This is a genomic window from Aliivibrio fischeri (genome assembly GCA_038993745.2).
Taxonomy (GTDB): Bacteria; Pseudomonadota; Gammaproteobacteria; order Enterobacterales; family Vibrionaceae; genus Aliivibrio; species Aliivibrio fischeri_B.
The window spans coordinates 1,220,574-1,246,228 of record CP160630.1 but is presented as its reverse complement, the minus strand read 5'-3'; the positions used below and the strand labels follow the sequence as shown (position 1 = coordinate 1,246,228).

General features: G+C 35.7%; 24 protein-coding genes and 2 pseudogenes. 12 read left to right on the top strand and 14 right to left on the bottom strand.

What is annotated here, in order from left to right:
- Nucleotides 1-12: 12 nt before the first annotated feature.
- On the top strand, nucleotides 13-1,395 hold the full coding sequence (locus tag AAFX60_019960; protein XDF79409.1) for a DUF3131 domain-containing protein: 1,383 nt from the start codon (nucleotides 13-15) through the stop codon (nucleotides 1,393-1,395).
- Nucleotides 1,392-2,324 (top strand): hypothetical protein, encoded by a 933-nt coding sequence (locus AAFX60_019955; GenBank protein ID XDF79408.1) that lies wholly within the window; start codon nucleotides 1,392-1,394, stop codon nucleotides 2,322-2,324. Before AAFX60_019960 ends, AAFX60_019955 begins: the two co-directional genes overlap by 4 nt.
- Nucleotides 2,325-2,328: 4 nt before the next feature.
- Here the strand turns inward: AAFX60_019955 and AAFX60_019950 are convergent, their stop codons facing one another.
- The 4 genes and pseudogenes from AAFX60_019950 to AAFX60_019935 form a co-directional block, all read right to left on the bottom strand.
- The gene (locus AAFX60_019950) at nucleotides 2,329-2,772 is read right to left on the bottom strand and encodes an ATP-binding protein (protein XDF79407.1); all 444 of its coding nucleotides are present in this window, start codon (nucleotides 2,770-2,772) and stop codon (nucleotides 2,329-2,331) included.
- Between the two features lie 15 nt (nucleotides 2,773-2,787).
- A pseudogene (locus AAFX60_019945) lies at nucleotides 2,788-3,923 on the bottom strand (NDP-sugar synthase).
- Nucleotides 3,924-3,945: 22 nt separating this feature from the next.
- The gene (locus AAFX60_019940) at nucleotides 3,946-4,278 is read right to left on the bottom strand and encodes an STAS domain-containing protein (GenBank protein ID XDF79406.1); all 333 of its coding nucleotides are present in this window, start codon (nucleotides 4,276-4,278) and stop codon (nucleotides 3,946-3,948) included.
- Entirely contained in the window at nucleotides 4,230-5,483 is a 1,254-nt protein-coding gene (locus AAFX60_019935) for a fused response regulator/phosphatase (protein ID XDF79405.1), read from the bottom strand. The genes AAFX60_019940 and AAFX60_019935 overlap by 49 nt, the downstream gene beginning before the upstream one ends.
- Nucleotides 5,484-5,663: 180 nt before the next feature.
- On the opposite strand from AAFX60_019935, the gene AAFX60_019930 reads away from it, so the two are divergent.
- The 8 genes and pseudogenes from AAFX60_019930 (at nucleotide 5,664) to AAFX60_019895 (ending at nucleotide 12,612) form a co-directional block, all read left to right on the top strand.
- Nucleotides 5,664-6,929: a glycosyltransferase gene (locus AAFX60_019930; protein XDF79404.1), complete on the top strand. Its 1,266-nt coding sequence runs from the start codon at nucleotides 5,664-5,666 to the stop codon at nucleotides 6,927-6,929.
- A gap of 343 nt (nucleotides 6,930-7,272) precedes the next feature.
- Entirely contained in the window at nucleotides 7,273-8,043 is a 771-nt protein-coding gene (locus AAFX60_019925; protein XDF79403.1) for a hypothetical protein, read from the top strand.
- A 127-nt stretch (nucleotides 8,044-8,170) separates the two neighbouring features.
- On the top strand, nucleotides 8,171-9,859 hold the full coding sequence (locus tag AAFX60_019920; protein ID XDF79402.1) for a calcium-binding protein: 1,689 nt from the start codon (nucleotides 8,171-8,173) through the stop codon (nucleotides 9,857-9,859).
- Nucleotides 9,796-10,449: a calcium-binding protein gene (locus AAFX60_019915; GenBank protein ID XDF80166.1), complete on the top strand. Its 654-nt coding sequence runs from the start codon at nucleotides 9,796-9,798 to the stop codon at nucleotides 10,447-10,449. Before AAFX60_019920 ends, AAFX60_019915 begins: the two co-directional genes overlap by 64 nt.
- Nucleotides 10,449-10,607 (top strand): annotated as a pseudogene (locus AAFX60_019910) (hypothetical protein). Before AAFX60_019915 ends, AAFX60_019910 begins: the two are co-directional and overlap by 1 nt.
- Before the next feature lie 8 nt (nucleotides 10,608-10,615).
- Nucleotides 10,616-11,053 (top strand): calcium-binding protein, encoded by a 438-nt coding sequence (locus AAFX60_019905; protein XDF79401.1) that lies wholly within the window; start codon nucleotides 10,616-10,618, stop codon nucleotides 11,051-11,053.
- Nucleotides 11,054-11,083: 30 nt separating this feature from the next.
- Complete coding sequence (locus AAFX60_019900; GenBank protein XDF79400.1) at nucleotides 11,084-11,230, top strand: hypothetical protein; 147 nt, start codon at nucleotides 11,084-11,086, stop codon at nucleotides 11,228-11,230.
- Nucleotides 11,170-12,612 (top strand): calcium-binding protein, encoded by a 1,443-nt coding sequence (locus AAFX60_019895; GenBank protein XDF80165.1) that lies wholly within the window; start codon nucleotides 11,170-11,172, stop codon nucleotides 12,610-12,612. The genes AAFX60_019900 and AAFX60_019895 overlap by 61 nt, the downstream gene beginning before the upstream one ends.
- Before the next feature lie 69 nt (nucleotides 12,613-12,681).
- Here AAFX60_019895 and AAFX60_019890 read toward each other — a convergent pair whose 3' ends face one another.
- The 5 genes from AAFX60_019890 to AAFX60_019870 form a co-directional block, all read right to left on the bottom strand.
- Nucleotides 12,682-13,437, bottom strand: coding sequence for a hypothetical protein (locus AAFX60_019890; GenBank protein XDF79399.1), 756 nt, complete (start codon nucleotides 13,435-13,437; stop codon nucleotides 12,682-12,684).
- A gap of 274 nt (nucleotides 13,438-13,711) precedes the next feature.
- On the bottom strand, nucleotides 13,712-14,815 hold the full coding sequence (locus tag AAFX60_019885; GenBank protein XDF80164.1) for an HlyD family type I secretion periplasmic adaptor subunit: 1,104 nt from the start codon (nucleotides 14,813-14,815) through the stop codon (nucleotides 13,712-13,714).
- Nucleotides 14,806-15,000, bottom strand: a complete 195-nt coding sequence (locus tag AAFX60_019880) for a hypothetical protein (GenBank protein ID XDF79398.1) — start codon at nucleotides 14,998-15,000, stop codon at nucleotides 14,806-14,808. The genes AAFX60_019885 and AAFX60_019880 overlap by 10 nt, the downstream gene beginning before the upstream one ends.
- Nucleotides 15,001-15,013: 13 nt before the next feature.
- Nucleotides 15,014-15,136, bottom strand: coding sequence for a hypothetical protein (locus AAFX60_019875; protein ID XDF79397.1), 123 nt, complete (start codon nucleotides 15,134-15,136; stop codon nucleotides 15,014-15,016).
- A complete protein-coding gene (locus AAFX60_019870; GenBank protein XDF79396.1) occupies nucleotides 15,115-16,713 on the bottom strand; it encodes a type I secretion system permease/ATPase in 1,599 nt (532 codons plus the stop codon). Before AAFX60_019870 ends, AAFX60_019875 begins: the two co-directional genes overlap by 22 nt.
- A gap of 192 nt (nucleotides 16,714-16,905) precedes the next feature.
- Between AAFX60_019870 and AAFX60_019865 the strand changes: the two genes are divergently transcribed.
- Nucleotides 16,906-18,285: a DUF3131 domain-containing protein gene (locus AAFX60_019865; protein XDF79395.1), complete on the top strand. Its 1,380-nt coding sequence runs from the start codon at nucleotides 16,906-16,908 to the stop codon at nucleotides 18,283-18,285.
- A 54-nt stretch (nucleotides 18,286-18,339) separates the two neighbouring features.
- Nucleotides 18,340-19,137 carry a family 16 glycosylhydrolase gene (locus AAFX60_019860; protein ID XDF79394.1) on the top strand — a complete coding sequence of 266 codons (798 nt, stop codon included), beginning with the start codon at nucleotides 18,340-18,342 and terminating at the stop codon, nucleotides 19,135-19,137.
- 31 nt (nucleotides 19,138-19,168) lie between these two features.
- On the opposite strand, the gene AAFX60_019855 is transcribed toward AAFX60_019860, so the two are convergent.
- From AAFX60_019855 to AAFX60_019835, 5 genes are all read right to left on the bottom strand, one after another.
- Entirely contained in the window at nucleotides 19,169-20,635 is a 1,467-nt protein-coding gene (locus AAFX60_019855) for an ATP-binding cassette domain-containing protein (GenBank protein ID XDF79393.1), read from the bottom strand.
- A 367-nt stretch (nucleotides 20,636-21,002) separates the two neighbouring features.
- Nucleotides 21,003-21,320 (bottom strand): hypothetical protein, encoded by a 318-nt coding sequence (locus AAFX60_019850; protein XDF79392.1) that lies wholly within the window; start codon nucleotides 21,318-21,320, stop codon nucleotides 21,003-21,005.
- 1 nt (nucleotide 21,321) lies between these two features.
- Nucleotides 21,322-22,902: an ABC transporter transmembrane domain-containing protein gene (locus tag AAFX60_019845; GenBank protein ID XDF79391.1), complete on the bottom strand. Its 1,581-nt coding sequence runs from the start codon at nucleotides 22,900-22,902 to the stop codon at nucleotides 21,322-21,324.
- Nucleotides 22,902-24,275 (bottom strand): TolC family protein, encoded by a 1,374-nt coding sequence (locus tag AAFX60_019840; GenBank protein XDF79390.1) that lies wholly within the window; start codon nucleotides 24,273-24,275, stop codon nucleotides 22,902-22,904. The genes AAFX60_019845 and AAFX60_019840 overlap by 1 nt, the downstream gene beginning before the upstream one ends.
- A complete protein-coding gene (locus AAFX60_019835) occupies nucleotides 24,275-25,603 on the bottom strand; it encodes a response regulator (protein ID XDF79389.1) in 1,329 nt (442 codons plus the stop codon). Before AAFX60_019835 ends, AAFX60_019840 begins: the two co-directional genes overlap by 1 nt.
- Nucleotides 25,604-25,655: the final 52 nt, after the last annotated feature.

Genomic DNA, 25,655 nt, shown 5'->3' with positions numbered 1-25,655 from the left:
GAAGGGAAATGGATGCTAAAGGGCGTAGTTGTTATTTTAATAAGCTTCTTATTGTCATCTTGTGGAGTTTTATATCAAGGAGTTCAAGATGGAGTGAACTCGATAAGTCAATCACAAGCAATTAGGCAAGGAAGATATGGCGAATTAACAGAAGGTGAGCTTGAATGGGCTCGCCTTGCTTGGGTATATATGGAAAATAATACTCAGTTAACGACAGGCCTTGTTAATAGTATTGATAATTATCCAACCACAAATATGTCTGGTATTGCTGATTATCTTATGGCATTAACTGCTGCTCGTGAATTTAAATTTATTACGAGTAAAGAGCACGACGAACGGTTGTCATTGGTTCTCACTTTTTTAAATGATATGCCTTTAAGTATTGGTCAAATTCCTAATAAAGTGTATAGCACTCAGACAGGACAAATGGTGGACTATGGAAATCAGCCGAATGATATTGGATGGTCTTCTATTGATATTGGTCGACTGTTGATCGTTCTTGCTATTGTTAAGCAATATAATCCTCAATTCATAGAATATATTGATAAGGCAGTACTTAAATGGAATTTTTGTGAGCTTGTAAATGAGGAGGGAGAACTGTTTGGTGCAAGTGTCTATCAAGGAAATGTTGCGAGATATAAAGAGGGACGATTGGGTGTAGAAGAGTATACATCATATGGTTATCTTGATTGGCAGATCGTCCCCCAAAAAGCCATGCGAATAGATCCTTATAACGTCGCAACTATGTATGGTATTGATTTTATTTTTGATGGTCGAGATCCGCGCATTTTTGATGTTTTACGCCCTGTTTATAGCACACCATATTTGCGTTTAGGATTAGAATTTAATTGGGATAAAATTTCAGATGACTCATCAAGTGATGCAACACATACGGATGAGGTGATGTCAGCTATGGCTGATTCAATCTATCGAATTCAAGAGGCTAGATGGGAGCATGAACGAATATATACAGCAAGAGGGGAACATATCGTATCTGGTGAGCCTTATTTCGTTTATGACGCTATTTACGCCTTAGGGACACCTTGGATAACTTTAGCCGAAGATGGTACTTCATATGATGAACTAGCGTTAATTTCAACACGAGTTGCTTTTCAGATGTGGGCTTTATGGAAATCTGATTATACCGATCGTTTAATGGTATTAGTACAAGAGTTATATGACCCTGAAAGAGGCTGGTATGAGGGACGCTATGAATTAAACAGTAGTTATGAAAAAAGTATTTCCTTACAGACTAATGCCGGTGTTTTAGAAGCTTTACTTTATAAAACTAAAGGGAAACTATACCAACCAGAAAAATCAAAAGAGTATCGTGATGTTCAATTCAAATCTCGATTTTCACATCCTGGACATTGTTTAGTGGAGACTTTTCGATGAAGACGATGCGTTTTTTTATGTTATTTAGTTGTTTTTTTCTCTTTCGGGCTGAAGCTCAGGTCGTTGATTTTAATCTATCGATTTATAGTAAAGGGACGATGTTATCGAATACTTCTAGAGATAAACGAGCGGCTGATTATTGGCATAGATTAACAAATCAAATTATTGCTTCAGAATCAAAACTAGGTTCTCAGGCGATGTGGCAATATGCAGGGTTATCAGAAGCATTAGCGGCAATAGAAGCAAATAAATATAATGATATAAAAGCATATGAATATTGGGCAAATAGTACTCGCTATTTACTCACTGGTGGCACTGAGTGGGTTCAATTACAAAAAGCATTACATCGACGATATGAACAAATAAATACGCAATTATCAACACAATTGACAACTACTGATATTGGCGTCTCTCTTGATTCTGAGTGGCAGCGAGAGTTGGCTATTTTGCAAGTTTGGGAAGAAAAATTACAACTTTTCGTATTCAAAGGACCTAAATTAGGCCTGAAAGCGAATAACTCGACCCCAAAAAATCTTCCAGTTGATGTACCAAATTATTATTCATCAAAATCAATGAAACCGGTTGAAAAAGGTAAGTTAACTGGATTAAATCGCTCTTTTACACCGCGTCAAAGTTTTACTCCTCGTACTGAATCCGCAGAGATTGAGCCTACCGATATTTACCCTCAAGATAATCCACGTAAAAATAAATCCGAACAAATAGTGATAATTACTCCAGATGAAGAGTTTAACTATCGAAATGTAGAAATAAAGGATTTAAAGTCGGTAGAAGAAAATCAAAAAGAAGCCCCTGAATCAGAATACAATCCAATACATAAAGCTAATATAGGCAATTCAGGTAAGAGTGGAGTAGAGGTACTGCAAAGAAGAAGTTTTACTCCTATGATGACTGAAGAGGAAAATAAATAGTTTTTTAGCTTAGTCGCTTGCTTAAGTAAAATGTATTTTTACCATCTTTATTCTCATAAATAATGCTGTCCATTAATTGCTCGACGATTAAAAAACCACGGCCTGATGTTAGCCATGTCTCTGGTTTATCTTTTTCTGGAGTAATGAAATCGTTAGGGATTTGTTGAGCTAATCCATTTGTGTTTAGAGCATATCCATAATCTGATATCTCAATTAATAAGATATTTTCTGTTTGTAGATATGACTTTACCTCAATCAAAGAACCTTCTTGATTGAGGTAAGCATGTTCATATGTATTATTTACCATTTCAACTAAACATAGCTCTGCTTCATTAATAATATCTTCACTAATGTTTAATGCTCCCCAATATTCTCTTATGTCATTAGATACCGTTCGAGAAGCTTCAAGAGAGCTGAGATAAGTGTTAGAAAAAATAGCATTAACCATGTTTGCTTTCCTTTATTACTTTTCTGTTGTGCTTTGTGTAAAAGTTGATAAATCAGATAAAGCATCTTTCATGACTGAAGAAACGCTCTCCTTTGTCATTTTGGCAAAGCAATCACTGTTTCCATCTCTATCAATGCAATAGTTATCAAAAACCGTTTTTTGATCAAGCAACATGAAATCACGGATATGAATGTAGTCATATATTAATGAATTGCGAATGATAGCTTCTGAATCAACGATACAATTTGCACTTATGACTGTTGGACCTTCTATTGTTGCTCCATTTTTAATATGGCAGCCACTAGAAATAACAACTGGAGGAGTTATATTGCAATGTTCAAAATCAACAACGGTATTAATCCCAACCCAGACTCCAGCTTTGATCTGAGTCCCTGGGATAGGATAACCATTAACTTTTCCATTCAGAATATCATTTGTAACATCCCAAATATCAGTAATATTACCAACATCTAACCATTGGAAATCCATATTTACAGAATAAAAAGGAATATTTTTTTCAACTAATAAAGGAAATAATTCACTGCCGATATCGTATTCACCTTCTGTAGGTATAAAATCAAAGATAGCAGGTTCAAAAATATAGATACCTGTATTAGCTTGGTTTGATAAAGCTTCATTGGCGGTTGGTTTTTCTTGGAAGTTCGTAATTAAGCCGTGTTCATTTGATACAACAATACCATATTTATGAATATCTTCTGTGAGAACGGCTTTTGTTACAATAGTTGCTATACCCCTTTTTCTTTGTGATGTTCGATTGCTTTTGTTAAATCTAAATCAATCCAAGCATCACCACATACCACGACAAAAGTATCATCAAAAAATCCTGAAAATTGTTGAATCTTTTGCATTCCACCTGCGGAACCTAATGTCTTACTTTTGAATTCACCGTCAATGATTTCACCTTCGTAGGAGTAAGATAACTGTGCATTGAAATGATGACCATCTCTGAAGTATCCTTCAATAACTTCAGATAAATGACTTGTGTTTACCATGATCTTATTTATGTTGTGTTTAACAAAAAGTTCGATCATAGATTCCATTACTGGTTTACCTAAAATCGGGATCATTGGTTTTGGTATTGTGTGAGTTATTGGTTTTACTCGTGTGCCTTTACCTGCGGCTAAAATCATTCCTTTCATAATCGTTCCTTTATTATGCTGACGTTAGCATTGCATCTTCTAGGGTTGAATAGTTGGGAATAAGTCTATTCATTCTGGTTAGCTTTAATAAATCTTCAACTGGCTTTTGAAGGTGAACGACACTAACGGTTTTTCCTCTACATAATTTATATACGCCCATAATAGCACCAAGCCCACTGCTATCCATGAATTTGACACTGCCAAGATCAAGAATGAGATGGTCACCTATTTGGCTTAATAGTTCCTCGGCTTCTTTACGAAATTGAGGTGCTAATTTTGCATCAAATCGTTCTTCATTTATCTGAAAAACTGTGCATTTACCTTGGTTGTTAATTTCGTATTGCATGAGTCATCCTCTTGTTTTGAATAGCCTTTCCACTCAACAGCAAGAACACTAACATCATCATCAAATAAGTTTGATTCTTGCCAAGTTCTTACTCGATTAACGAGCAGTTCAGTTTGTAAATGGGTTGGGTGATTGTGAATGTCCATAATGGCTTTTCTAAGCCCATTTTCGGTAAATTGTTTCGTTTTTGGTTTGTTTTCCGCCTCAGTTATTCCATCTGAGTACAACCAGATTTTATCGTTTGGTTCTAGTTGTATTTGCGATGATTGGTAATCAACAAAATCAAAAGCACCAACAACAAAGTTCTCATGACCAATTAACTCAGCTTTTTTCGTAACATTGTGTAGCCAAACTAGCGGAGGATGGCCTGCTGAACAGTAATGTATTACGCCAGTTTTGACATTTAGTACGGCATAAATCATGGTGAAATAAAGTTGGATCTTATCGTCACTGATATAGAGTTTATTAAGTTTATTAATCACTTCTTCTGGAGGAATAATTCGATTTTGAGTGTCTTTTACTATTGATGATGGTCCGTCAATGACAGATAAACTTTGTTGAACTGAAAAAGACATTAATGCAGATGACACACCGTGTCCTGCGACATCAAAAAGATAAAAAGCGAGATGATCAGGATCCAACTGCATGTATCCCAACATATCTCCTCCAATTTGTGCACTGGGTATGGAAATATAATTTAATTCCACGCCAATAAAGTTGGTTTGGGTTGGTAATAATTGACGTATAAGATCGCCAGCAGAATCAAGATCTTTGCGTATTGTTGCGTAAGCTGAGTCCAATTCTTGGTTTTTTTCGATTATTTTATTGTGTAGTTCTAGTGTGCGAAAGCCTGCTTTTACACGAGCTTCTAGCTCTTTAGCATCAGTACCTTTAACAATAAAATCATCTGCACCAGCGTTTATTCCGTTAATTATAGAGTGCTGGTCATTTTTACCTGATAATAAAACAAAGAAAATATAGCGATCAAATGCTATTTCTTTCAATCGTTTACATAATTCAATGCCATCCATTTCTGGCATTATCCAGTCACTTAATACAAATTGTATTTGAGGGTTATCTTGTAAAATAATCATGGCTTCAAGTCCATTTTTAGCGGATATAGCCTGATAACCACAACGTTTTAGTAGTGAGGACATAAATAAAAGACTGACGGGGTCATCATCTACAACTAAAATGTATTCCATTGGTATCCTTTCCCATAGCCTTAACTCAAACATACGATTGAATGCTTTTATCTAGCCTAGGACATAAAAACAACGATTCAAGGCAGAAGTACTTATTTTTTTTATTAATGGTTTTTTATATTTCTCTTTCCTATGTTTTTTTAAATATGTTATTTCAATAACTAAAAGGAAGACTAAACCATGGATAGAAAAATCATTTCAGATATTATTTCTAATTCAGATAACACGTTTGATCTAACCTGTGAAAAAGATCAGAATAAATTATTATTATTGGCAGATAAGCTTATTTCTTTTGAACATATATCGATTTCTGAATTTAACAATTTTGTTGATGCCGAGTCTGCTCCATTAATGTTTAGACTAGCTGTTAAATTAGTTGAGTCTCGCCGATTAATATTAAATATATCGACACCGCTAAGTGTAGGAGTTGTCTTTGCTATGTGGGGAGAACATCATCGATTAAATAAAAAATCAAAACATAACCCAAATGGTGAAAATTCGTTACTTACTAAAATAGACCAATTAAATTGGATAACAAAAGGTACTAATGTTAGCTGGACTTTGTATCCGGTTGATGATGGATGCCCTCATGGAAGTTATACCATTGCTAAAAAAATGGTTTCGCAACTTTCATCAGAGTCTCAAATTCATATTATGAAACTAAGTGATGCGATTCCTACTACAGAGGGACCTTTAAAAAATTTAGTTGATGTTAACGATTCAAAAAAAGGAGGAGCTATTATTTTAGGGTGCCAAAAAGCTCTTGAAGATGGTGTTGATTGCGTTGTTTATACGGATGCCGATAACTCGGTTCATTTAGGACAAATTGGTTTATTACTTGCACCTTATGCTGAGAAAAAAGCAGAAGTTGTACTAGGTAACCGTAAGCATAAGGATTCTATTTTAGTTAAGCAGGAAGAGCGTTGGGGAGTTGGTATAAAAACATTACGCCATATGCAGCGCATGATAGGGGTTCAGATATTCAGTCAAGGGATTAAAGACACTCAAGCTGCTTTTAAATTATATGGGCAAGATGCTTTGAGTGATATATTAAAGGCACCGACAGTATACGATTTTTCATTTGATACTGATTGGATTCTTGCTGCTATGGAAAAAAATAAATCGATTACAACCGTTCCATTTGCCTTTATTGATTCAGCAGAAGAATCGGCATCGATTACACAAGGTCCAATGACAACTTGGTATACCTTACTTGGTGGTTTGGTGAAAGCAGTGAGAGCAAGAAATGCTCTTCATAGTAATGAAATGGCTGCAGTGTTTGATAAAGAAGTTAAGTCTCACAAAGATTTAGAGTTAATCATAAATACATTACCTCCAGAATTAGTTAATGCAGAGGACCATCAACTGGGAGACCCAAACATTATGTCTCCAAAAGCTTTACAGCGTTGGTTTGATAAGGAAAAATCAAAGCAAGCAGTTGTGTAATTGGTTTTTATAATCAATCTATCCTAGATTAGTAAATAAGCTTTATTTTGTATTAAAAGCTTATTTACCTACTGCTGATTTATCTATGGATGGATGCCTAATTTGATGAGCTTAAAAAGTAGCAAAATTGATATATCAGTTTGTTGTTCTTTGTTTTTTTTCTGTTTTTCTTTTTTCCATTTTTAACGTTAGCGGACGAATTCTTATCTAATAGTGCAAAACATAAAAATGCGCCGATATCACCTGTGATTACTACGCAGAGATCCACTTCAGAATCGATAGCAACAGAAGCGGATCACATATGGAATGGTGTGCAAAGTTCATTTTATTTTCCAATTAAGCAATGGAAGATGAGCAAGGTTTTTTTCACGGTTTAAGTGGAAATGTTGGTTACCATTACCCTCTTCTAGAAACCTCTCCCGCCAATATACCAGTAGGAGCGACAACTGGGCCGACAAACACAAATCAAACCGCTACACTATCATTGAAATACAGTATTTTGGGTAGTTGGTTTATTTCTGGTACTGCATACTATTATATAGACCAAGAACAACAACAAGTATGGAATCCTGATTTTACTTATGTCTTTGGATACAGTGATTGGCGGCCTTATACGTTAAGTTTGGTGTATGCTAATTATGGTGGAAATAGATTCAATCCGAAGGATGGTGAGTCAGTGACTTATTTTAATCAAGGTACATGGTCTCTTGGGTGGAAGTTTCCTATAGTTGAGCCATTTGTCGATTGGTTTACGTTTACATCAGAGGGAAGTATTGGTTGTCAGGTAAATTTTAATTACACACATGAATACTTTAATTTAGCAACAACTGAATATTTAAATGGGCATAAAACATTATCATTAGGGTGCAAATATTCTATTTTTGGTAATTGGTATATTAATGGTACTGCTTTTTATTATTTAGATAAAAATCAACAACAGCCATGGAATCCAGATTATACCTATGGTTTTGGTTATTTTGATTGGCGTCCAGGAACCATTACTCTTCAATATAATAATTATTCAGGAAATCGATGGAACTCATCTGAAAGAGGTGAAGGAACTGGTCGATTTGTTGATGGTTCTATTTCTCTTTCTTACTCTTTTTCATTTTAACTGAATTACTTTTACCTATTCTCTCTGGATATCCACTTATTTATTCCTATTCTAATATAACTGCCATGCAGTTTATGGTCGCTTATTACTAATTAATATCATTGTTATTAATAACAGAGAGGTCAGAATGGAAGGAACCAAATATAACGATACGATCACGGGAACATCAGAAGATGATAACGTAAATGCTAAGTCAGGTAGTGATCAAGTTGAAGGTTTATCTGGAGATGATCATATTGCTGGAGGTGAAGGTAGTGATGTTATTTCTGGTGGTGAAGGAAAGGATACTGTTTTTGGCGATGTAGAGTATGCATCTGACCAACATTCATCGGAGGTTTCAAATACACCACCTAATGATGACTCTTGGGGTGTATCACAGTCTGTTTATCAATTTAATGCCACTGAAAGTGTAGCGACAGAAGAAATTACCCATGGTGCTCGACTAGGTAATTATTTAGTGGATGATGTCGGTAATATAACAACAAAATTTACACTCAATTCAGTATTAACCACAGCCACGATTGAATTGACAGATCAAAATGGCAGTGTAATCAAGACAGTTCAAGCACCAGTAAATGAAAACGGTGAAATTGAACTGGATATTAGTTTTACTGCTGATGAAGTGAATGATAATCAAGTTATTAATTTTATTATAAAAGATCCTAATGGTGATGTACTCACTGATATTGAATCTGTTGAATTCATTGCACATAACATTTACGACGATCTCATTGATGGTGGAAAAGGCGATGATACGATCTTTGGACAGCAAGGATCTGATTTATTAATTGGTGGAGCTGGAGATGACTTCTTAGATGGCGATATCAATGATGATCGTCTATTTGGTGGTGAAGGTAATGATGTTTTAATCGGTGGTAGTGGCAATGATGAATTGCATGGTGGTGATGGTGCTGACACGTTATTAGGTAGTGATGGTGACGATACTCTTTTTGGTAATGAAGGTAATGACACCTTGCTTGGTGAATTAGGTCATGATCGTATTGAAGGTGGTGATGGTAATGACATTATCATTGGTGATGATGGCAACGATGTGCTTTATGGTGATACCGGTGATGATTTACTCCTTGGAGGCGTTGGTGCCGATCAACTCTATGGAGGTGAAGGAAACGATGAACTTCAAGGTGATGCAGGGGATGATGTTATTCAAGGTGGAGCCGGAGATGATTTCGCACTAGGTGGGGCTGGCGATGATGTGATCGATGGCCAACACGGTAACGATTTGCTACTTGGTGGTGATGGTAACGATCAGTTATCTGGAAATGAAGGCAATGACCAGTTATTTGGTGAATTAGGTGATGATACCGTTATTGGTGGTCTTGGTGATGACGCACTTTATGGTGATGACGGTGATGATCATCTCATTGGTGGGGAAGGTAATGATCAACTGTATGGTGGGCAAGGTTCAGATACCTTAGAAGGTGGTTCTGGAGACGATGTTATTCATGCCAATCAAGGTGACGATATTATTAACTCTGGAGATGGAGATGATTTTATTTATGCTGGTAGTGGTAATGACCTTATCGATTCAGGTGATGGCGCTGATACCATATTTGGTGAAATAGGTGATAACACCATTCAATCTGGTGAAGGCAATGACACAATTTATACCGATTTTGGTGACGATATTATCGATAGTGGTACGGGTGATGACCTCGTTTTTGCTGGTTCTGGCATTAATCAAATTACTACAGGTGAAGGGCCGATACTGTTTATTCTGAAGGTGGTTCTGACATTATTGATACTGGTATTGGTGACGATATTGTGTATTCAGGTGATGGGGAAAACCGAATATTAACAGGAGAGGGAGATGATCAGATATTTTCTGGCTCCGGAATAGATACAATTGAGTCAGGTTCTGGCGATGATACTGTCTATTCAGGCGGTGGCGCAGATGTTGTTTATGCGGGGTCTGGGAATGATGCTGTTTATGCTGGCTCTGGAAATGATCTTGTATATGGTGAAGAAGGAAACAACAAACTTGTTGGTGAGGGCGGAGATGACTTCTTACACGCAGGTGAGCATGCAAGTATTCTTATCGGTGGACAAGGTAACGATGAACTTATTGGATCTGAAGAAAATGATGAGTTATATGGCGGCAGTAATGATGATCTTTTAATTGGTGGTTTAGGTAGTGATGTTTTAAGTGCTGGTACGGGTAATGATACTGTAAATGCCGGTGAGGGAGACGACACTATTTATGGCGATGCAGGTATTAATGCCATTGATGCTGGTTCTGGTAACGATATTATTTATGGCGGTATTGATGAGGATACGATTACCGCAGGCTCAGGTGATGACATTATTTATGCAGGAGCCGGTGCTGACATCATTGATGCGGGGTTGGTGATGACAGTGTTGATGGTGGATCTGGTAATGACAGTCTAGAAGGAGGATTAGGGAATGATAGTCTTTTTGGTGGCGATGGAAATGACACTTTAGTTGGTGGAGAAGGCTACGATTTTCTTTCTGGTGGTGAAGGAGATGATACTTTAACTGATGATGGACAAGACACACTTGTTGTGGTGCAGGAAACGATACATTAATTGCTGCAGTGACAGGAAGTCACCAAGTTTATGGTGGAGAAGGAAACGATACTCTTATAGGCAGTGCGTCTAGTGATACGTTATTCGGTGGTGAAGGTGCTGATATTATTCAAGGTGGTGAAGGTGATAATACACTCTATGCTGGAGGTGGTGTTGATACGATAACAGCCGGTTCCGGAGACGATATTGTATATGGAGAGGCAGGGAAAAATACGATAGATCTTGGTGATGGTACAAATACATTATTTGGTGGCAGTGGGTCTGATAATGTAGTTGCTGGTAGTGGCGCTGATACCTTATATGGTGCTGAAGGTGAGGATTCATTAGCTGGTGGTAGCGGAGTTGATTACCTTGATGGTGGGCAAGGAGCTGATTTACTTCAAGGGCAAGATGGTGATGATATTCTTGCTGGGGAGAAGGAAATGATGCACTTGAAGGCGGTTTAGGAAATGATAAGTTATTTGCAGGTTCAGGCAATGACAGTTTATCTGGCGGTGATGGACAAGATGAATTACACGCCGAATCAGGTAACAACATTCTTCATGGGAACAACGATAACGATATATTATATGGTGGTTCAGGCAATGATTCATTATACGGGGATGCTGGAGATGATCGATTAGAGGCACTAAGTGGCCACAATACGTTAGATGGCGGTGAGGGAAATGATAGTCTCAAGTCGGGGTCTGGCAATGATGTGCTAGTTGGTGGGTTAGGTAGCGATACACTAGATGGTGGTGATGGCATTAATACACTAGATGGTGGTGAAGGTAATGATAATCTAACCTCAGGTATTGGTGATGATGTTTTACGTGGAGGTTCCGGTAACGATACACTATTTACCTCTGGAGGAGATAATCAATTGTTCGGTGGTGAAGGTGCCGATAAAGTTGAATCGGGCTCTGGAAATGATGTACTGCAAGGCGATGCTGGAAACGATACTCTAATATCAGGCTCAGGTAATGATCAACTGTTTGGCGGTGAAGATAACGACAAATTATATGGAGGGGTAGGATCCGATACCCTTGATGGGGGGATTGGAGATGACCGATTATTTGGTCAAAATGATAATGATCAACTTTATGGAAATTCAGGGAATGATTATCTTTCAGGCGGTTCAGGTGAAGATACTCTTTATGGTGGAGATGGTAACGATACCTTAAAAGGCGATAGTGGAAATGATGTGCTCTGGGGAGAAGAAGGTAATGATTCTCTGCAAGGGGGGTCAGGTGAAGACATCCTTTATGGTCAAGAAGGTGATGATAGTTTATCTGGTGGTAATCATGCAGATTCCCTTTATGGTGATGTAGGTAATGATACTCTCTCTGGTGGTTCTGGTGCGGATACCCTTTCTGGTGGAGAAGGCTCTGACTCTCTCTCCGGAGGTAATGATGATGATTACCTTGATGGAGGGATTGGTAACGATACACTTGACGGAGGTTCTGGTAATGATTTAATTTTTGGTCAAGATGGTAATGATTATCTGGATGGTGGTTCAGGTAGTGACCAATTATTTGCTGGAGCAGGAAATGACACGTTAGTCTTTGACCAAGAAGATATTAATACAACTGATGGTACAACTGTTCATTTTAGTGGTGGTGAAGGGTTTGATGTTATGGTTGTAGGAAGTGATGGCAAGGATAACATTATAGATATGACCCAAACGGCTTATCAAGAAATAGAAGGAGTGGTTGTTAATACCTCTAATACAGAGCTAAAAATAGCATTAGATAAGATTTTGGTTAATGACACCGCAGGAGAAGCAAACAGCCAATTTGTTTGTTCGGGTGTAGAAACGTTAAATATCGATGGTTCTCATTGGCAATTAATAGGTAATCCATTGAGTATGGATAGTGGATTAAAAGAAGCGTATGAAGCCAGTAATATCGATACTAGTACGTTAAATGGTTATACTTTTTCAAACAGTGCAGGTGATGAGGTTACCATTTGGAGTGACTGTGATGAAGACCAAATCACAATTGCTGATCCAAATGATATGGCTTAATTACTGTACATAAAATAAAAGCCGAATATTTACATTCGGCTTTTTTATTTCTTTAATGAGTTTGTATCATTAATCTTCTAAACAAAGCTCTCTATTTTGAGATGTAATAGATGCGTCATTTGCTATGACAAAATGATAATAGCTTGAATCCATTTGATTTTTTTGTAAGTAAGTTCGAATGTGATTTAAAGTACTTTTGGCTTCGTTATAGCGATATAAATAGCTCTTATCACACTTATTTTTTACAGTTAAATCAACTTGGTAGGCATTGAATTGTTTCATTAATGCCTCTACCCGCTCTTCATCAATTGCTTTTTTATCTTTCACTTCTGAAGTGTCTTCCATTGATGCTTTTTGCAATTGCTCTAGGTGTTTTCTCTGTACTTCAAGTTCACTTTCTTGAGATTGTAATGCTATGCGTTCTTTCTCTAATTGAGCGTTTAATCTCTTTTGTTCGTTAGCAAATTGAGTTTTCATTTTTTTGTTATATCTCGATTTGTACTGGGTGAATTTACGGCGCTCAGCATTCAATTGTTGTTGAAGTTTGTTTATTATCAAATTGTTTTCTACTAAGGTTTCACTAACGACACTCAAGTCTCCTTTCAACTCATTATTTTTATTTTGAAGTTCAATAAGACGATCATCATATTCTTTTAGAGAGCTTGATGTTAGCTGAGCTAATCTTAATTCTTCAGTTAAGCGCAAAATAGTATTGTTTTTGTTTTCAATTGAAGAACTAAGAGAGAAAAGCAATATTCCTCCAAGGGCTATACAAGAGATGAGAAACATGAAAAATATTTGGCGTTTTTTTGAATGTGTAATCATATATGTATTCTCAATACGTTTTATTAAACTAAGGAATGAAGCACTTTTTTCTCGCAATTTGGGCAAAAATAAGAGTCTTTATGAATGAGAGTATGACAATGTGGACAAGCTAGCTTCATGCGATTTTACTTAATAAAATAAGACATAAGCCTACTGGACCAAGTACGTACCCTAATAAAATACCTGCAATTAAATGCCCCTTTCTATAACCAATAAATGCAGTTAATAAAAAGAAAAATAGATAGAAGCTAAGCCAAAAAACATAGTTATCTCCCTATTGTTCGCGAAATGCTTTGTAATAAGAATTAAATAATGGAGCGGTGAGATAGTCCCAGAGTGTTCGTTTTTCTAATAGAATAAGTACATCTGTTGGCATGCCTGGATAAAGATCGACATTCTTGAGTTTAACTATATCTTCTTGTAGTAATTGGATTTTTACTAAATAACCACTTTCTTTTTCATTTGGTTGATTTAACCTATCTGCAGCAACATAAATTACAGTTCCTGTCACTGGAGGTGTTTTACGGATGTTATAAGCACTCAATCTAACTTTTGCCGTTTGTCCTTGTTGCACGACATCAATATCTTTGGGATTTACCACCGCTTGAACGATTAGCTCTTCATTGTTTGGAACTATCTCCATAATAATGTCGCCAGGGTTAACAACCCCTCCAACGCTATGAAAATTAAGACCAACAATCGTACCAGTATGTTTACTTCTTATTTTGATTCGTGATCGGATATCTAGTGCCGTTTTTAGTGCCTGATTGACATCTAACCATTCTTTTTCCAACTGATCTGATTGAGAAGATAATGATTGTTTTAATTCGATGTTTTTAGCTTCAAAATCGTGTTTAAGTGCTACAAGTTGACGAGTTGATACATTTATTTTGGTTTTTAATTCTTCTTTTTGCGATTCCACCATGGCTTGATGGCGTTGAATTTCAAACATTTTTGTTTGAGAAACATACCCTTTTTTTAGTAAGCCTTTCATCATGGTTATCTCTTTATTTACTAGCTGAAGTTGACGCAAAATGGATTTTAGCTGAGATTTTGAACCACGAATTTGTTCAGTTAATTGTTCCTTGCTTTGAGTGTATTGATTGATTCGTAACTCGTTTCGTAGCAAAGACTGCTGAAATTGAAGTGTTTGATTGTTTAGGATATTGATGACATCAGCGCTATTAGCTTCGTTGTGATATTCTTCAGTCCAATTAATAGAAGGTTTATCTTTTAACTCTGCTTGGATACGTTCGATCGTAGCTTTTAATGAAATAGAGCGAAGCATTAAGCGATAATAATCGGAATCTGCTTTTGTATTAGCAAGCTCGATGAGTAAATCGCCTTTTTTTACTTGTTGTCCTTCTGTTACATGAATAGCTTTGACCCAACCACCTTGTAAGTGTTGAACTTTTTTCTTTGAGATTCAACAATCAATGAACCATTGGCAATAGATGCGGAGCTTAATTGAGCCGTTGTAGCCCATAGTATAAAACCACCGATGGTAAAGGTGATAAAAATAGAACATAAAATGATAATACGAGAGGTGCCAAATTGAGTCATGATTTATCCTTATTTACGCTATTTGAGGCACAACGGTTGAATTAGGGTTATCAATGCCTGACATGTCTTCTAAAAATATTTTTGCCGGTCCCGCTTTTTGTATTTGTCCTTCTTTTAAAGATATAACCCAATCCATTTGACGTAAAAAACCTGGCGATGGCTTATCATAATCACTGTAATTTCTTTTTCTTTACAATATTGAAGGACGATTGCGAGAGCTATTTCACCCTCTGGATCTAGATTGGAATTAGGTTCGTCAAGTACAAGAATTGATGGGTTAGAGAAAATTGCTCTTGCTAATGCAATTCGCTGTTTTTGGCCCCCAGAAAGTTGAGAGCTTCCACCCTCTTCTAGATAAGTGTCATACCCTTGTGGAAGTGAAATAATAAGCTCATGTATACAGGTGAGTCGGGCAGCAGCAATGATTTCTTCATCAGGAGCGTTAGAAAATCGGCAGATGTTCTCGGCAATGGTTCCTGATAATAAACCAACTTGTTGAGGTAGATAGCCTATGCGTTGACCGAATTGTTTTTCAGGCCATAAATGTATTGCGGCACCATCGATTTTTATTGTGCCTACACTTGGTGCATGTATCCCCATTAATAAAGAAGCTAAAGTTGATTTCCCTGATCCCGAGTTGCCTAATATAGCTAAGGCATTTCCATGGCCTAATTTAAAATTGATGTTTTGCAATATTGGTTCTTTTCTATGTGGTAATTTTAGTCCTACATTTTGAAAAACAATATCGCCTTTAGGATTTGGAAGTGCAGTTTTTGTTTTTTCTTCCTCAATAAATGAAAAAGATTTGATACGTTGATATGCATTGAAAGCACTATACCAAGAACGCCACCCATTGACTGCTTGTTCAAAAGGAGCGAGGACTCTTCCCATTATTATTGAGCTAGCAATGATGGCTCCAGTACCTATTTCTTGTTGTAAAGCTAATACAACCCCGACAGTTAAAATAAGGACTTGTAAAATAGTCCTAAAATATCGACTTAGAGCTAATAGCTGTCCAACACGAGAATTCACCGTCCATTGTAAACCTAGCATCTTTTGGTTTTGTTTATTCCAATATTGTCCAATATTCTCAGCCATTCCCATTGCTCTTAATGTAGAGGCATTCCGTAAATAGTCGTTTAGTTCTAAGGTGGTTTTGGCGATGGTTTGGTTGCCTTCAAGCGTGGCAGATTTAGCTGAATGCATCATTATGAAGGCTAAAAAAATAAAAAGAGCACAACCTGAAAGGGTAATAAGTCCAATGGTTGGGTGAAGCATAAATAAAATCCCAAGAAATAGAGGGATCCAAGGCATATCAAAAATAGCAGAACTAGATGGAGATAATAGAAATCGACGAATTTCAGAGAGATCTTGTAGCCCATTCTTATTAATGTTTTTTGATATAGCAGATTGTCGAATGCTCTCAGAAAGCATAATAGCACTGATTGCGACATCTAATTTTAATCCAGAACGTTGCAATAAAATGATTCGAAAATATTCAATAACTGCTTGTGCCGTTAATAGAAAAAGGGCGATTGTTAATAACGCATATAGAGTATCTAAACTAGAGCTTCCAAGAACGCGATCGAATAACTGTAGACTATAGAGTGGCAATGTAAGCACAAGGAAATTAATCGCACTACTAAATAGTAAAGCAAAAAAGATATCTCGCTTGGTTTCTGATAGTGATTTTTTGAGTTTATCCTTAAACAAAAGTACACCTCAATCATTAAGAGCAGTTTAATGAAATTAGTATAGGAAAAGGAAAGTCGCATTCGTAACTGGAAATGCAATTAATTTATTTTATTGGTGCTGAACATTTGTTATTGAGCGTTTTTTTCTTTCTTTTTTATGAAAATAAATATGAATATCCTATGCTTAGGAGATATACACAGAGGAGGTGTGATGAAGCTTATTATTGGCAGAATAATTTTGTTATGGATAGCGTTATTCCTATTCTCTGTAGCGGTATTCGCTGAAGTTGATTCGCCAAGTTTTTATGGAAAGCGAACCATTGGGCCTGTGGAAAATAACAATGAGAAAGCTCCCCTTTCTTTTCAACGACGCTCATTAGTACTGACACCTTTAGAAGATAATAAACAGAATGAAGAGCCTCAGTTTTTAATGGTAGAGAAGGGTAATCAGTCTATTCAACCAGTCATAAATGCAAAAACTGAGCTTTCACGTAATGAAAAGTTACTTGCAAAAAAAGCACATTATTATTTTGAAAGAAATTGGAATCCATCAACAGGATTTACGGATTCAGTTCAAGGGTATCATCATGTCACAATGTGGGATGTTGCTAGTGATATTAGTGCTCAGTTTTCTCTAGAAGGTTTAGGGTTGCAATCGAAAGAGATTACGAATAAAAAACTAGAACAATTACTTACAACATTGTCAGTAATGCCGCTTTATAATAATCAATTACCCAATCGTGAATATAATACAAAAACGGGTATGCCATCAGGCTTATACAGTAGTCATAAAAGTAATGGAAATGGTTGGTCGGCTCTTGATATCGGGCGACTTTTAATTTGGTTGTATATCATTGAGCAAGAAAAGCCTGAATTTTCTTCATTAATAGAGAAAATAACAACAACATGGGTTTTATCTTCTGCAGTATCAAAACAAACACTTTATGGTACTAAGCTGAGTAAAAAAGGAGAGCATTACCGACAAGAAGGGCGTTTAGGATATTTACAATACGCTTCGTTTGGCTTTTTATTGTTTGGTTTTGATGTGAGTGAAAGTTATCAAAAAAAGCACATAGAACAAGTGTCTATTGAAGGTATCTCATTCCTTATTGATACACGAAATATGCCTTTTTCTACATCCGATCCATATATTTTAATGCGATTAGAGGTCGGAAATTTTCAGCAGTGGTGGGATCAACTTAATACTATTTATTTATTGCATAAAGCTAAAGAAGAACGAACTAAGAAACATTGGGTATTTGGTGAGGATTCAATGAATAAAAGCCCGTGGTTTGCTTATAATAATCTCTTTTTTTATGGAAAAAGTTGGTTAAGTACTTCTTCTGGAGGTAAACCCATTGAAGTTTTCCAAGTTTTTAGTAATAAAGTCGCTTTTGGTTTTAGCGTGCTATTTAACGATGAGTACGCATTGAATTTGCGAAGAGATGTAATTAATAATAGTTTATATTCTAGAGTTATTCCTACCGGTATTTATAGTGATAGTTCAGTAAATACAGCGTATAACATTAATACAAATTCAATGATACTGTCTTCTTTATGGTACAAAGTAAACAATAATTCTCCGTTATAAAAGAGACGCTATGCTTAAGGTAATGCAAGGACAGCTTAAGCATTAAGGGAGATTATGAATAAATACATTGTGGCAGTTTTTATATTTGTTCCTTATTTTAATTCAGAGGCCTGCAGTATGAATGAGTGCCAAGTTGGATACTTTTCTGACTCATTAACTGAGTTCAACGAGACATTGTTTGAGCGGGCGCATAATTGGAGTAATGGTTTTCCATTTTCTAATCGTTGGGAAGAAGGAGCTATAAATTTTTCAGATAACGGCATGAAGATAGAGTTAAGTGACTCTGAGCAAAGCAATGAAAAATACAAATATCGTTCAGGTGAATTACGTAGTCGCCATTTTTATGGGCATGGGTGCTTTTCTATTGAAATGAAACCTATTGCTTCTCCTGGTGTAATTACCTCTTTCTTTTTATTTGCAGGTAAACATGATAAATATGAAGGAAGTAATGCTCAGCATAATGAAATTGATATTGAATTTTTAGGAAAACATACTAAAGCCGTTCAGTTTAATTTTTGGACTAATGATGATGATTACTCCAGCAACAATGCAGTATTAATTCCACTTGATTTTGACGCATCCCAAGATTTTCATCGATATGCGATATCATGGAGTAAAGATAAAATTCAATGGTTTGTTGATGGTGAAATGCGTCATGAAGTAAAGCAAACTACTGAAAATCCAATACCAAATATGGATGATACTCGTTTGAAAATAATGGCAAATGTATGGCCAGTTGATGAGAAACTATCCTCATGGGCTGGTAAAATGAATGCATTAAACCAGCCTTTAAATGGCACTTATCGAAATATTTCATATCAACCAGAGTCCAGTTGTGGAACTAAAAAGTAAGAATATTAAGAGCTAATTTTCTATCTTTATGTTAATTAAGGATAGGAGGTGCGGCTTGCAGAACCTTATCTGGTGCACCATAGAACTTTTGTGAACCATCTTGTTCAAGTAACAGGCATTGATCTGAAGTCGCTACCATTGTTCTACAGGTTGTTGTAAAGATCACCGTGCTAGTTGCAAGATATTCGCTAAATAAAGACGTTAAATATTTACTGTTTTCATCTTCTGAACCTGCAAAAGGTTCATCTAATATAATTACTTTTTTACGACAATAACCAATTCCGATAGCAAGGATTAATTTTCGATGAATACCATCTGGCAAAGAAGAGATAAAATCAGAACTTAATAGGGTATTTCTTCCTTGTGGAAGATAAGGCAATAAGTCTAAAAAATTGAGCATATTATCAATGAACTCTGGTGGGATGTAACCGTTATACATGGTGTAATTGGCTTGTACTGTGCCATGATATAAGTGCATCTCAAAAGGAATATAACAGATACTATTACGGAATCTAAAATTGTTAAATTGACTGATGTTATAGCCATCAAATAATAAGCGTCCTTGGAAACGAGGCTCTATACCACCCAATATATTCATTAATGTGGTTTTTCCGCAGCCAGAAGGTGCACAAACGGATACTTTACTTCCCGCTTTGACAGAAAAAGAGAGATTTGTCAGACCTTTATTAATACCTTGGTATCGGTGAGACAATGCTGATACTGAAATATTTCCATTAAACTGGTCAATCGGAGGGCTTTTTTCAATACGATTTTTATCGTCTTCGAGTGACATCAACGCATTTATTTGAGCAGTAGAAGCTTTTATTGTGTCTATTTTTGCTAAGGAATTATAGATCCCCATAATAGGTGTTAGTGTTTTCCAAACTAAAATAATAATGGCCAACATAGCTCCTGGGTTTGCATCTCCAGCCATAACGGCTAACACGGCAGTCACAATACTTGTTGTCCCAATAACTTGAATAAGACTGCTTCCAGTTTGCTGTATTTTGGCATTTGTAACTGCAACATGATGTGAATCTTTAAGGCGTTGAGTTAAAGCTGAGTGGAAGCGAGATTTAATAATAGAGATTAAAGGTAATTTTTGAATCGAACTTACATTGGTCAGTACTTCATTCCATTGATAAGAAACCATTGCATTTGCTCTAGAGCTTTTTGAAGTCGCGTGCATATAAATATAACGAGCGTAAACACAGAATAAAATCATTAGAGAAATACCAATGATAACCGTAATCGCGGCACTGCTCGACATCATAAAAATAGCAATTAAGAATATAATGATAAAAGGTAAATCAAAGTAGCTAAGACTTGATTCTGCGGTTACTAAATGTCGAAATTGATCAATATCTTTTAATCTTGCTAGCTGGGAAGATGTAGCCGCATTTGATGTTAACGAATAAGGTAACCATAAAAGTTTAGAAATAACTTGGTACGATATATATTTGGCGAGTTCTTGTCCTGAGGTATTGAGTATGGCCATACGTTGCTTTTTAAAAAAAATTCCATCCCAGCGATGACGATAGCTCCTGACGTTAACCAATACAATGTAGATATGGAATCGGCTGTTAGAGCGAGCGTGTAAACTCCCATTATAAAAAATGGCTGAAAAGTACCTAACAGACTAATAAAAAGGCTTAGTATTGCTAGGTTTTTGAATTCGGTATTGTAGTGATAAAAAACGTGCTTAATCCAATTACGTTTGTCCTGTGATTCCGGAGGGGCTTCTCTAAATAATCGTGAGTATTTAGAGACCGAACAAGTGGTGGCAATTAATCGGTCATTCACTTTATTTTCGATAACGACATCGTTTTCATAATCATATAAATAGAGAATATCATTATCAAAATTTAATAATATATAGTTTTGTTGGTTGAATACAATGAAGCTAGGACAATCAATAGTGAGAAGCTGTGCTGAATGGGTGATTTTTCTTCCACACATTGATAGCCCAATCGGGTTAATGTTTTATTAAATGAAATACAGTGATCTGGTTCAGTAAGAAAAGCATCAGATAAAATATCAGGTGTACCTTCCCATTCAAGCGTGACTAATGTGTAAGCTAGTCCAAGCAACAAAGGATTCTCAGAATATCGTGTATGTAAGTGACCTTGTTTAAATTGATGAAGACGCTCTTGTATCTCATCAAATGCAATTAACGTATCCATATTAAGCAACCTCATTGATAGGGGTATGTTGAATTTTGATGTCACTATCTTTGATTTTATTACTGACAATAATAAAGAGATAAGATTGAATTCTAGGGCGAAGGCATGACAGTAGGTTTAGACTAAATTCATCATCAAAAACAAGATCAAAATCATCAATAATTATGATTTTTTTATTACTTAATAAGGCCCTGACAATCAATAAAGCAAAGTGTATTTTTCGTGAAAATGGTTTGATTCCCGAGGTTGTAATATCAGTATAAAATCCTAGTTTAAGGTCATCAATATCCGTTTTAATTGCGAGTGCTTCGCAAAGAGAATAGGCGGCTTTGTGTAGCTGAGGGCGGAAGCATGTGATGTTATCAATTATAGTACCATCAACAAATGTACTGTGTTTATCAATAAGAACAATGTTATCTAATGTTGTTGATTGGTAATAGTTATTTTGTTGAACCCCGTTGACGGATACATTGACTTCCTGAAGTGAGGGTTTAGTTGTAAATGCTTTAACAATCGTTGATTTACCTGCACCAGAAGGACCAGTCACAATGGAGATTTTCTCAGCGTTAAAGTGATAGCTTTTTGTTCCGTGATAACTTAATACACGTGGTGTTGCCTGAGGTGCTGAATTATGATGATAAGCTTCTTCCATAGCTAAAATATCGTTAAGGCGCTGTATGTAGCTCTTATTTACTCGCCATTGGCTGATTGTTCGCATAGTTTGTTGATATGGTGAAAAATATCGATTAGTTAAAAGAATAATAGCTGCCATTACCCCTTGGCTTATTTCTAAGTTAATAACAGCAATGGCACTGCTTACTACTGTAAAAATAACGGCCAGTTGTTGTGTTAGATGTAATGTAAGATTGAAATTAGATTCTTGTTTTTCAAATTCAGCTGTGTGGTGCTCTCTCTGTTTAATCATCGTTTCCATTAAGTTTTCAACTCGGTACTCCATAGAACGACTTTTTATGTCAAGTGGATAAGATATGATTTCGATAACTTTTGAATTGGTTACCCCTTCAATATCAGATTTTTTCTCCATTAATGCGACTTTTGTTTTGGATAGATGCAGTGAAATTAAAAGTAGTAAGCAAGAGGCCGCAATAAGAACTAACCCCGCAGTTGGGTTTATTAAAGTAATAATGAGTAAAGTAATTAAACAGGTAAAAGAATTAATCGTAGCGTGAATAAGGTCACCGCTGAAGAATGATTTTAAACCAGGAATCGTCGTTAATCTTTCTAGATATTCGCCTGTTTCTAGTTGTGTAAATTGGGAAGGATTAGAATGACAGATTGCTTGGAATAATTGATTTGTGATTTTCTTTTCAAATTGATTACTAATTCGAGATACCATTGTTTCTTCTAAGTTTTTCACTTTGTAATCAAGGAAAATAGCGAACAAAATAATGGCAAAAATAAAATAAAGAGATGAACTTGAATTGTTTGGTAAAATGCGGTCAAAAATAATGAGAATTGAAAAAGGTAGAACTAATCCTAGTAGGGTTGTGGTTATGCTTGATGCAATTAAAAAACAGGTATCAAATAGCCCTAATCGAGGTAAATAATGGAGTTTGTTCATTACTTAGCTCCTTTTGAAGTGAAATTTTCTAAAAGCGCGATATCAAAAGTGTCGCTGATAGGCTCCATTCTATTTGATATTTCTTCAAGAGTGACTAGATCAATAGCGCCAAAAAGGGCATAAAGTTTTGTCATATTAATAATGTAATCATATTGATTTGAATGGTACTCACGAATGTTGTCATATAAATCAGATTCTGAATTTAGCAAGTCGGTTAATGTTTTTGTTCCTAACTTGTATGCTTTTTGATTTCCTTTATATACTAAGTAATTAGAAAATATAACGGTTCGAAGAATGCTGAGTGATTCAACATTAGTATTTATGCTATAAATTAATTCTTCGAAATTTACCTGATTATCATTAATAGCTTGATCGTATTGAGAAGCAAATTGATTTATTCTTGTTTTACTTTTTTGATAGTCATAATAGTCAGAGCCACCATTAATAATTGGAATATCAAGTGTTAATGCATAAGTAGTATCATCTGTTTTAGAACTATCAAAATTACTGTCAGTATACTCATAGTTAGCAGAAGCTGATAATGTAGGATAAAAATCAGAGCGAGATTGAGTAAGTGCTCTTTTGGACTTGTCTAAATTGGATTTTGCGATAGTAATTTCATAATTACTTTCAATTAGATTTTTTTCTAATGTACTTTTTTCATAATAATCGATTTCAGTATAGGTATTATTAAGCCGAACATCGTAAGACGGTCTTATTGCTGTTTGGGTAGTCGATTGTAATTGAAGTAAAGCAAGCTTAATTCTTTTTTCTATATCAGCCTGTTTTTTAGACGTTGATTCTTTTTGAGCTCTTGCCTCATAAACATCGGTTTTAGGTAGATTACCAAGCTCATTATTTCGACTGATTTGTTTGAAGCGTGCTTCTGAAGAACGGTATTGAGCATCAGTTGCTTTTTTTTGAGAGTGATATTTTAAATAGGAAAAATAATTGTCAACGACCTGGATAATGATGTCATTTACAAGTTTGTCATGTTTTAATTTATTGATTTGTAAATCAATACCACTTTCTTGATATGAACGAATCTTCGACATATCTAAAATGGTTTGTGATACCGATAACCGATAGCCATAGCTATTATACTCACTGTCTGAAGGTGCTTGAGATCTGACTTTAGTATCATTCCATGTCGTATTAGCACTTGCATTTATCGTAGGGTAAAAGAAAGCACTGCTGATATCTCGATCAAACTCTGAAGACAGAACTTCATATTTAGAGTTAATTATCTGATAGTTATTTTCTAATGCTTCACTAATTAATGCAGAGAGCTCACTTCCTTGACTTATTGTAGGGGTGATTGCTGATACTAATGAAAGCATGAGGAAAAGATAATTATTGGGTATTTTTGCCATTAACCTACTTTCCTTATCGCCATGTATTTTTTAATGACAGAGTAAATTTCTTCATTTTTGTATGGTTTACTAATGACGTAATCCATTCCTGCATCAATACATTGTTTATGTTCTTTATTACTGGTTAATGCTGTTGCGCCAATGATGGTTGTTGGAGGTAAAGCATGCTCCTTCTCATATTGACGAATAAGCGCGGTTGCTTCCATGCCTCCCATTCCTGGCATAATACAATCCATAAAAATGATATCGAAGTCGTTTTCTTGAATTAAGGAGAGAGCTTTCGAACCGTCATCAACACCTTCGGCACTAAATTCAAAATCGCTTAAAATTTTGTTTAGGATGAATTGTTGAACTTTATCATCCTCTACAATAAGGAATCGACTGTTGAGCTCTTCTGGTTTATCAGAATTGCTTTCTAAGGTATTAACAATATTATCAATGAAGTCAATAGGGGTAAAAGGATGATAAAATACATAATCTACATGTTTGTATATATCATCGATGTCTGCAGAATTTGAAACAGATAAAAAGAGTTTAATATTTCTCTTTGATAAGCGTGCTTTTAGTGTTTTACAAAATGAATCTAAAGTAATGCCTTTAATATTATCTGTTAAGAAAATGCCATCATTAGCTTTTAATTGCTTCATTGACTTAAATATATCATTAGCGGTATGAGCATGAAGTACATTCGCCCCCTGATTGGTTAATGTCTTTGCTATCACATCAACTTGCATGGCTGATGTGCCACATAAAAGTATCGTTCTCCCTGCTAGACGGTTATTGTGTGTTTGATATTCTGATGTATTGACGTCAAAAGATATGGTTAGCTTTTCAGCATACCCAAGGTCTTGAGTTTCCGCAGTATAGTTATGTATCCCATTTAATAAATTATTGGCAAGCTCATCATTCGTTACATTTCTTTTTGGTGCATTTTCCCATTGAAGGCTCTCAATTTGTTGAATTGATTTATAATTATCTAAATATAAGAATAAATTCAAATGTATGGTTAGCTTATCTACACGGTCAGAACTCGTACATGTGGTTGTTAACAATACTTTCTTTTGAGTTGAAATTGAGAGTGCATTTGATACCTGTAATAACAACAACCAAAATAGGCCAGTCTGATTACCATGCATTTTTAGAGGGATTGCATTATCAACAAAGCACTCAATATGTTTGGATTGCTGCTTTGCTTTTGTTGACGTTAAAACAATTAATTCACTTATTAAATGGTCAAAGTTAATCGTCTTATTGTGGCTCATTGCCTCTATATTTGAAAGACGATTAAAATTATCTGCTAAGTTTTCAAGAGTATTGGTTGCAGACATGATTTCTTTAGCTAGCAGAGCACCACTTTCATTTGTATCTTTAATGAGTAGT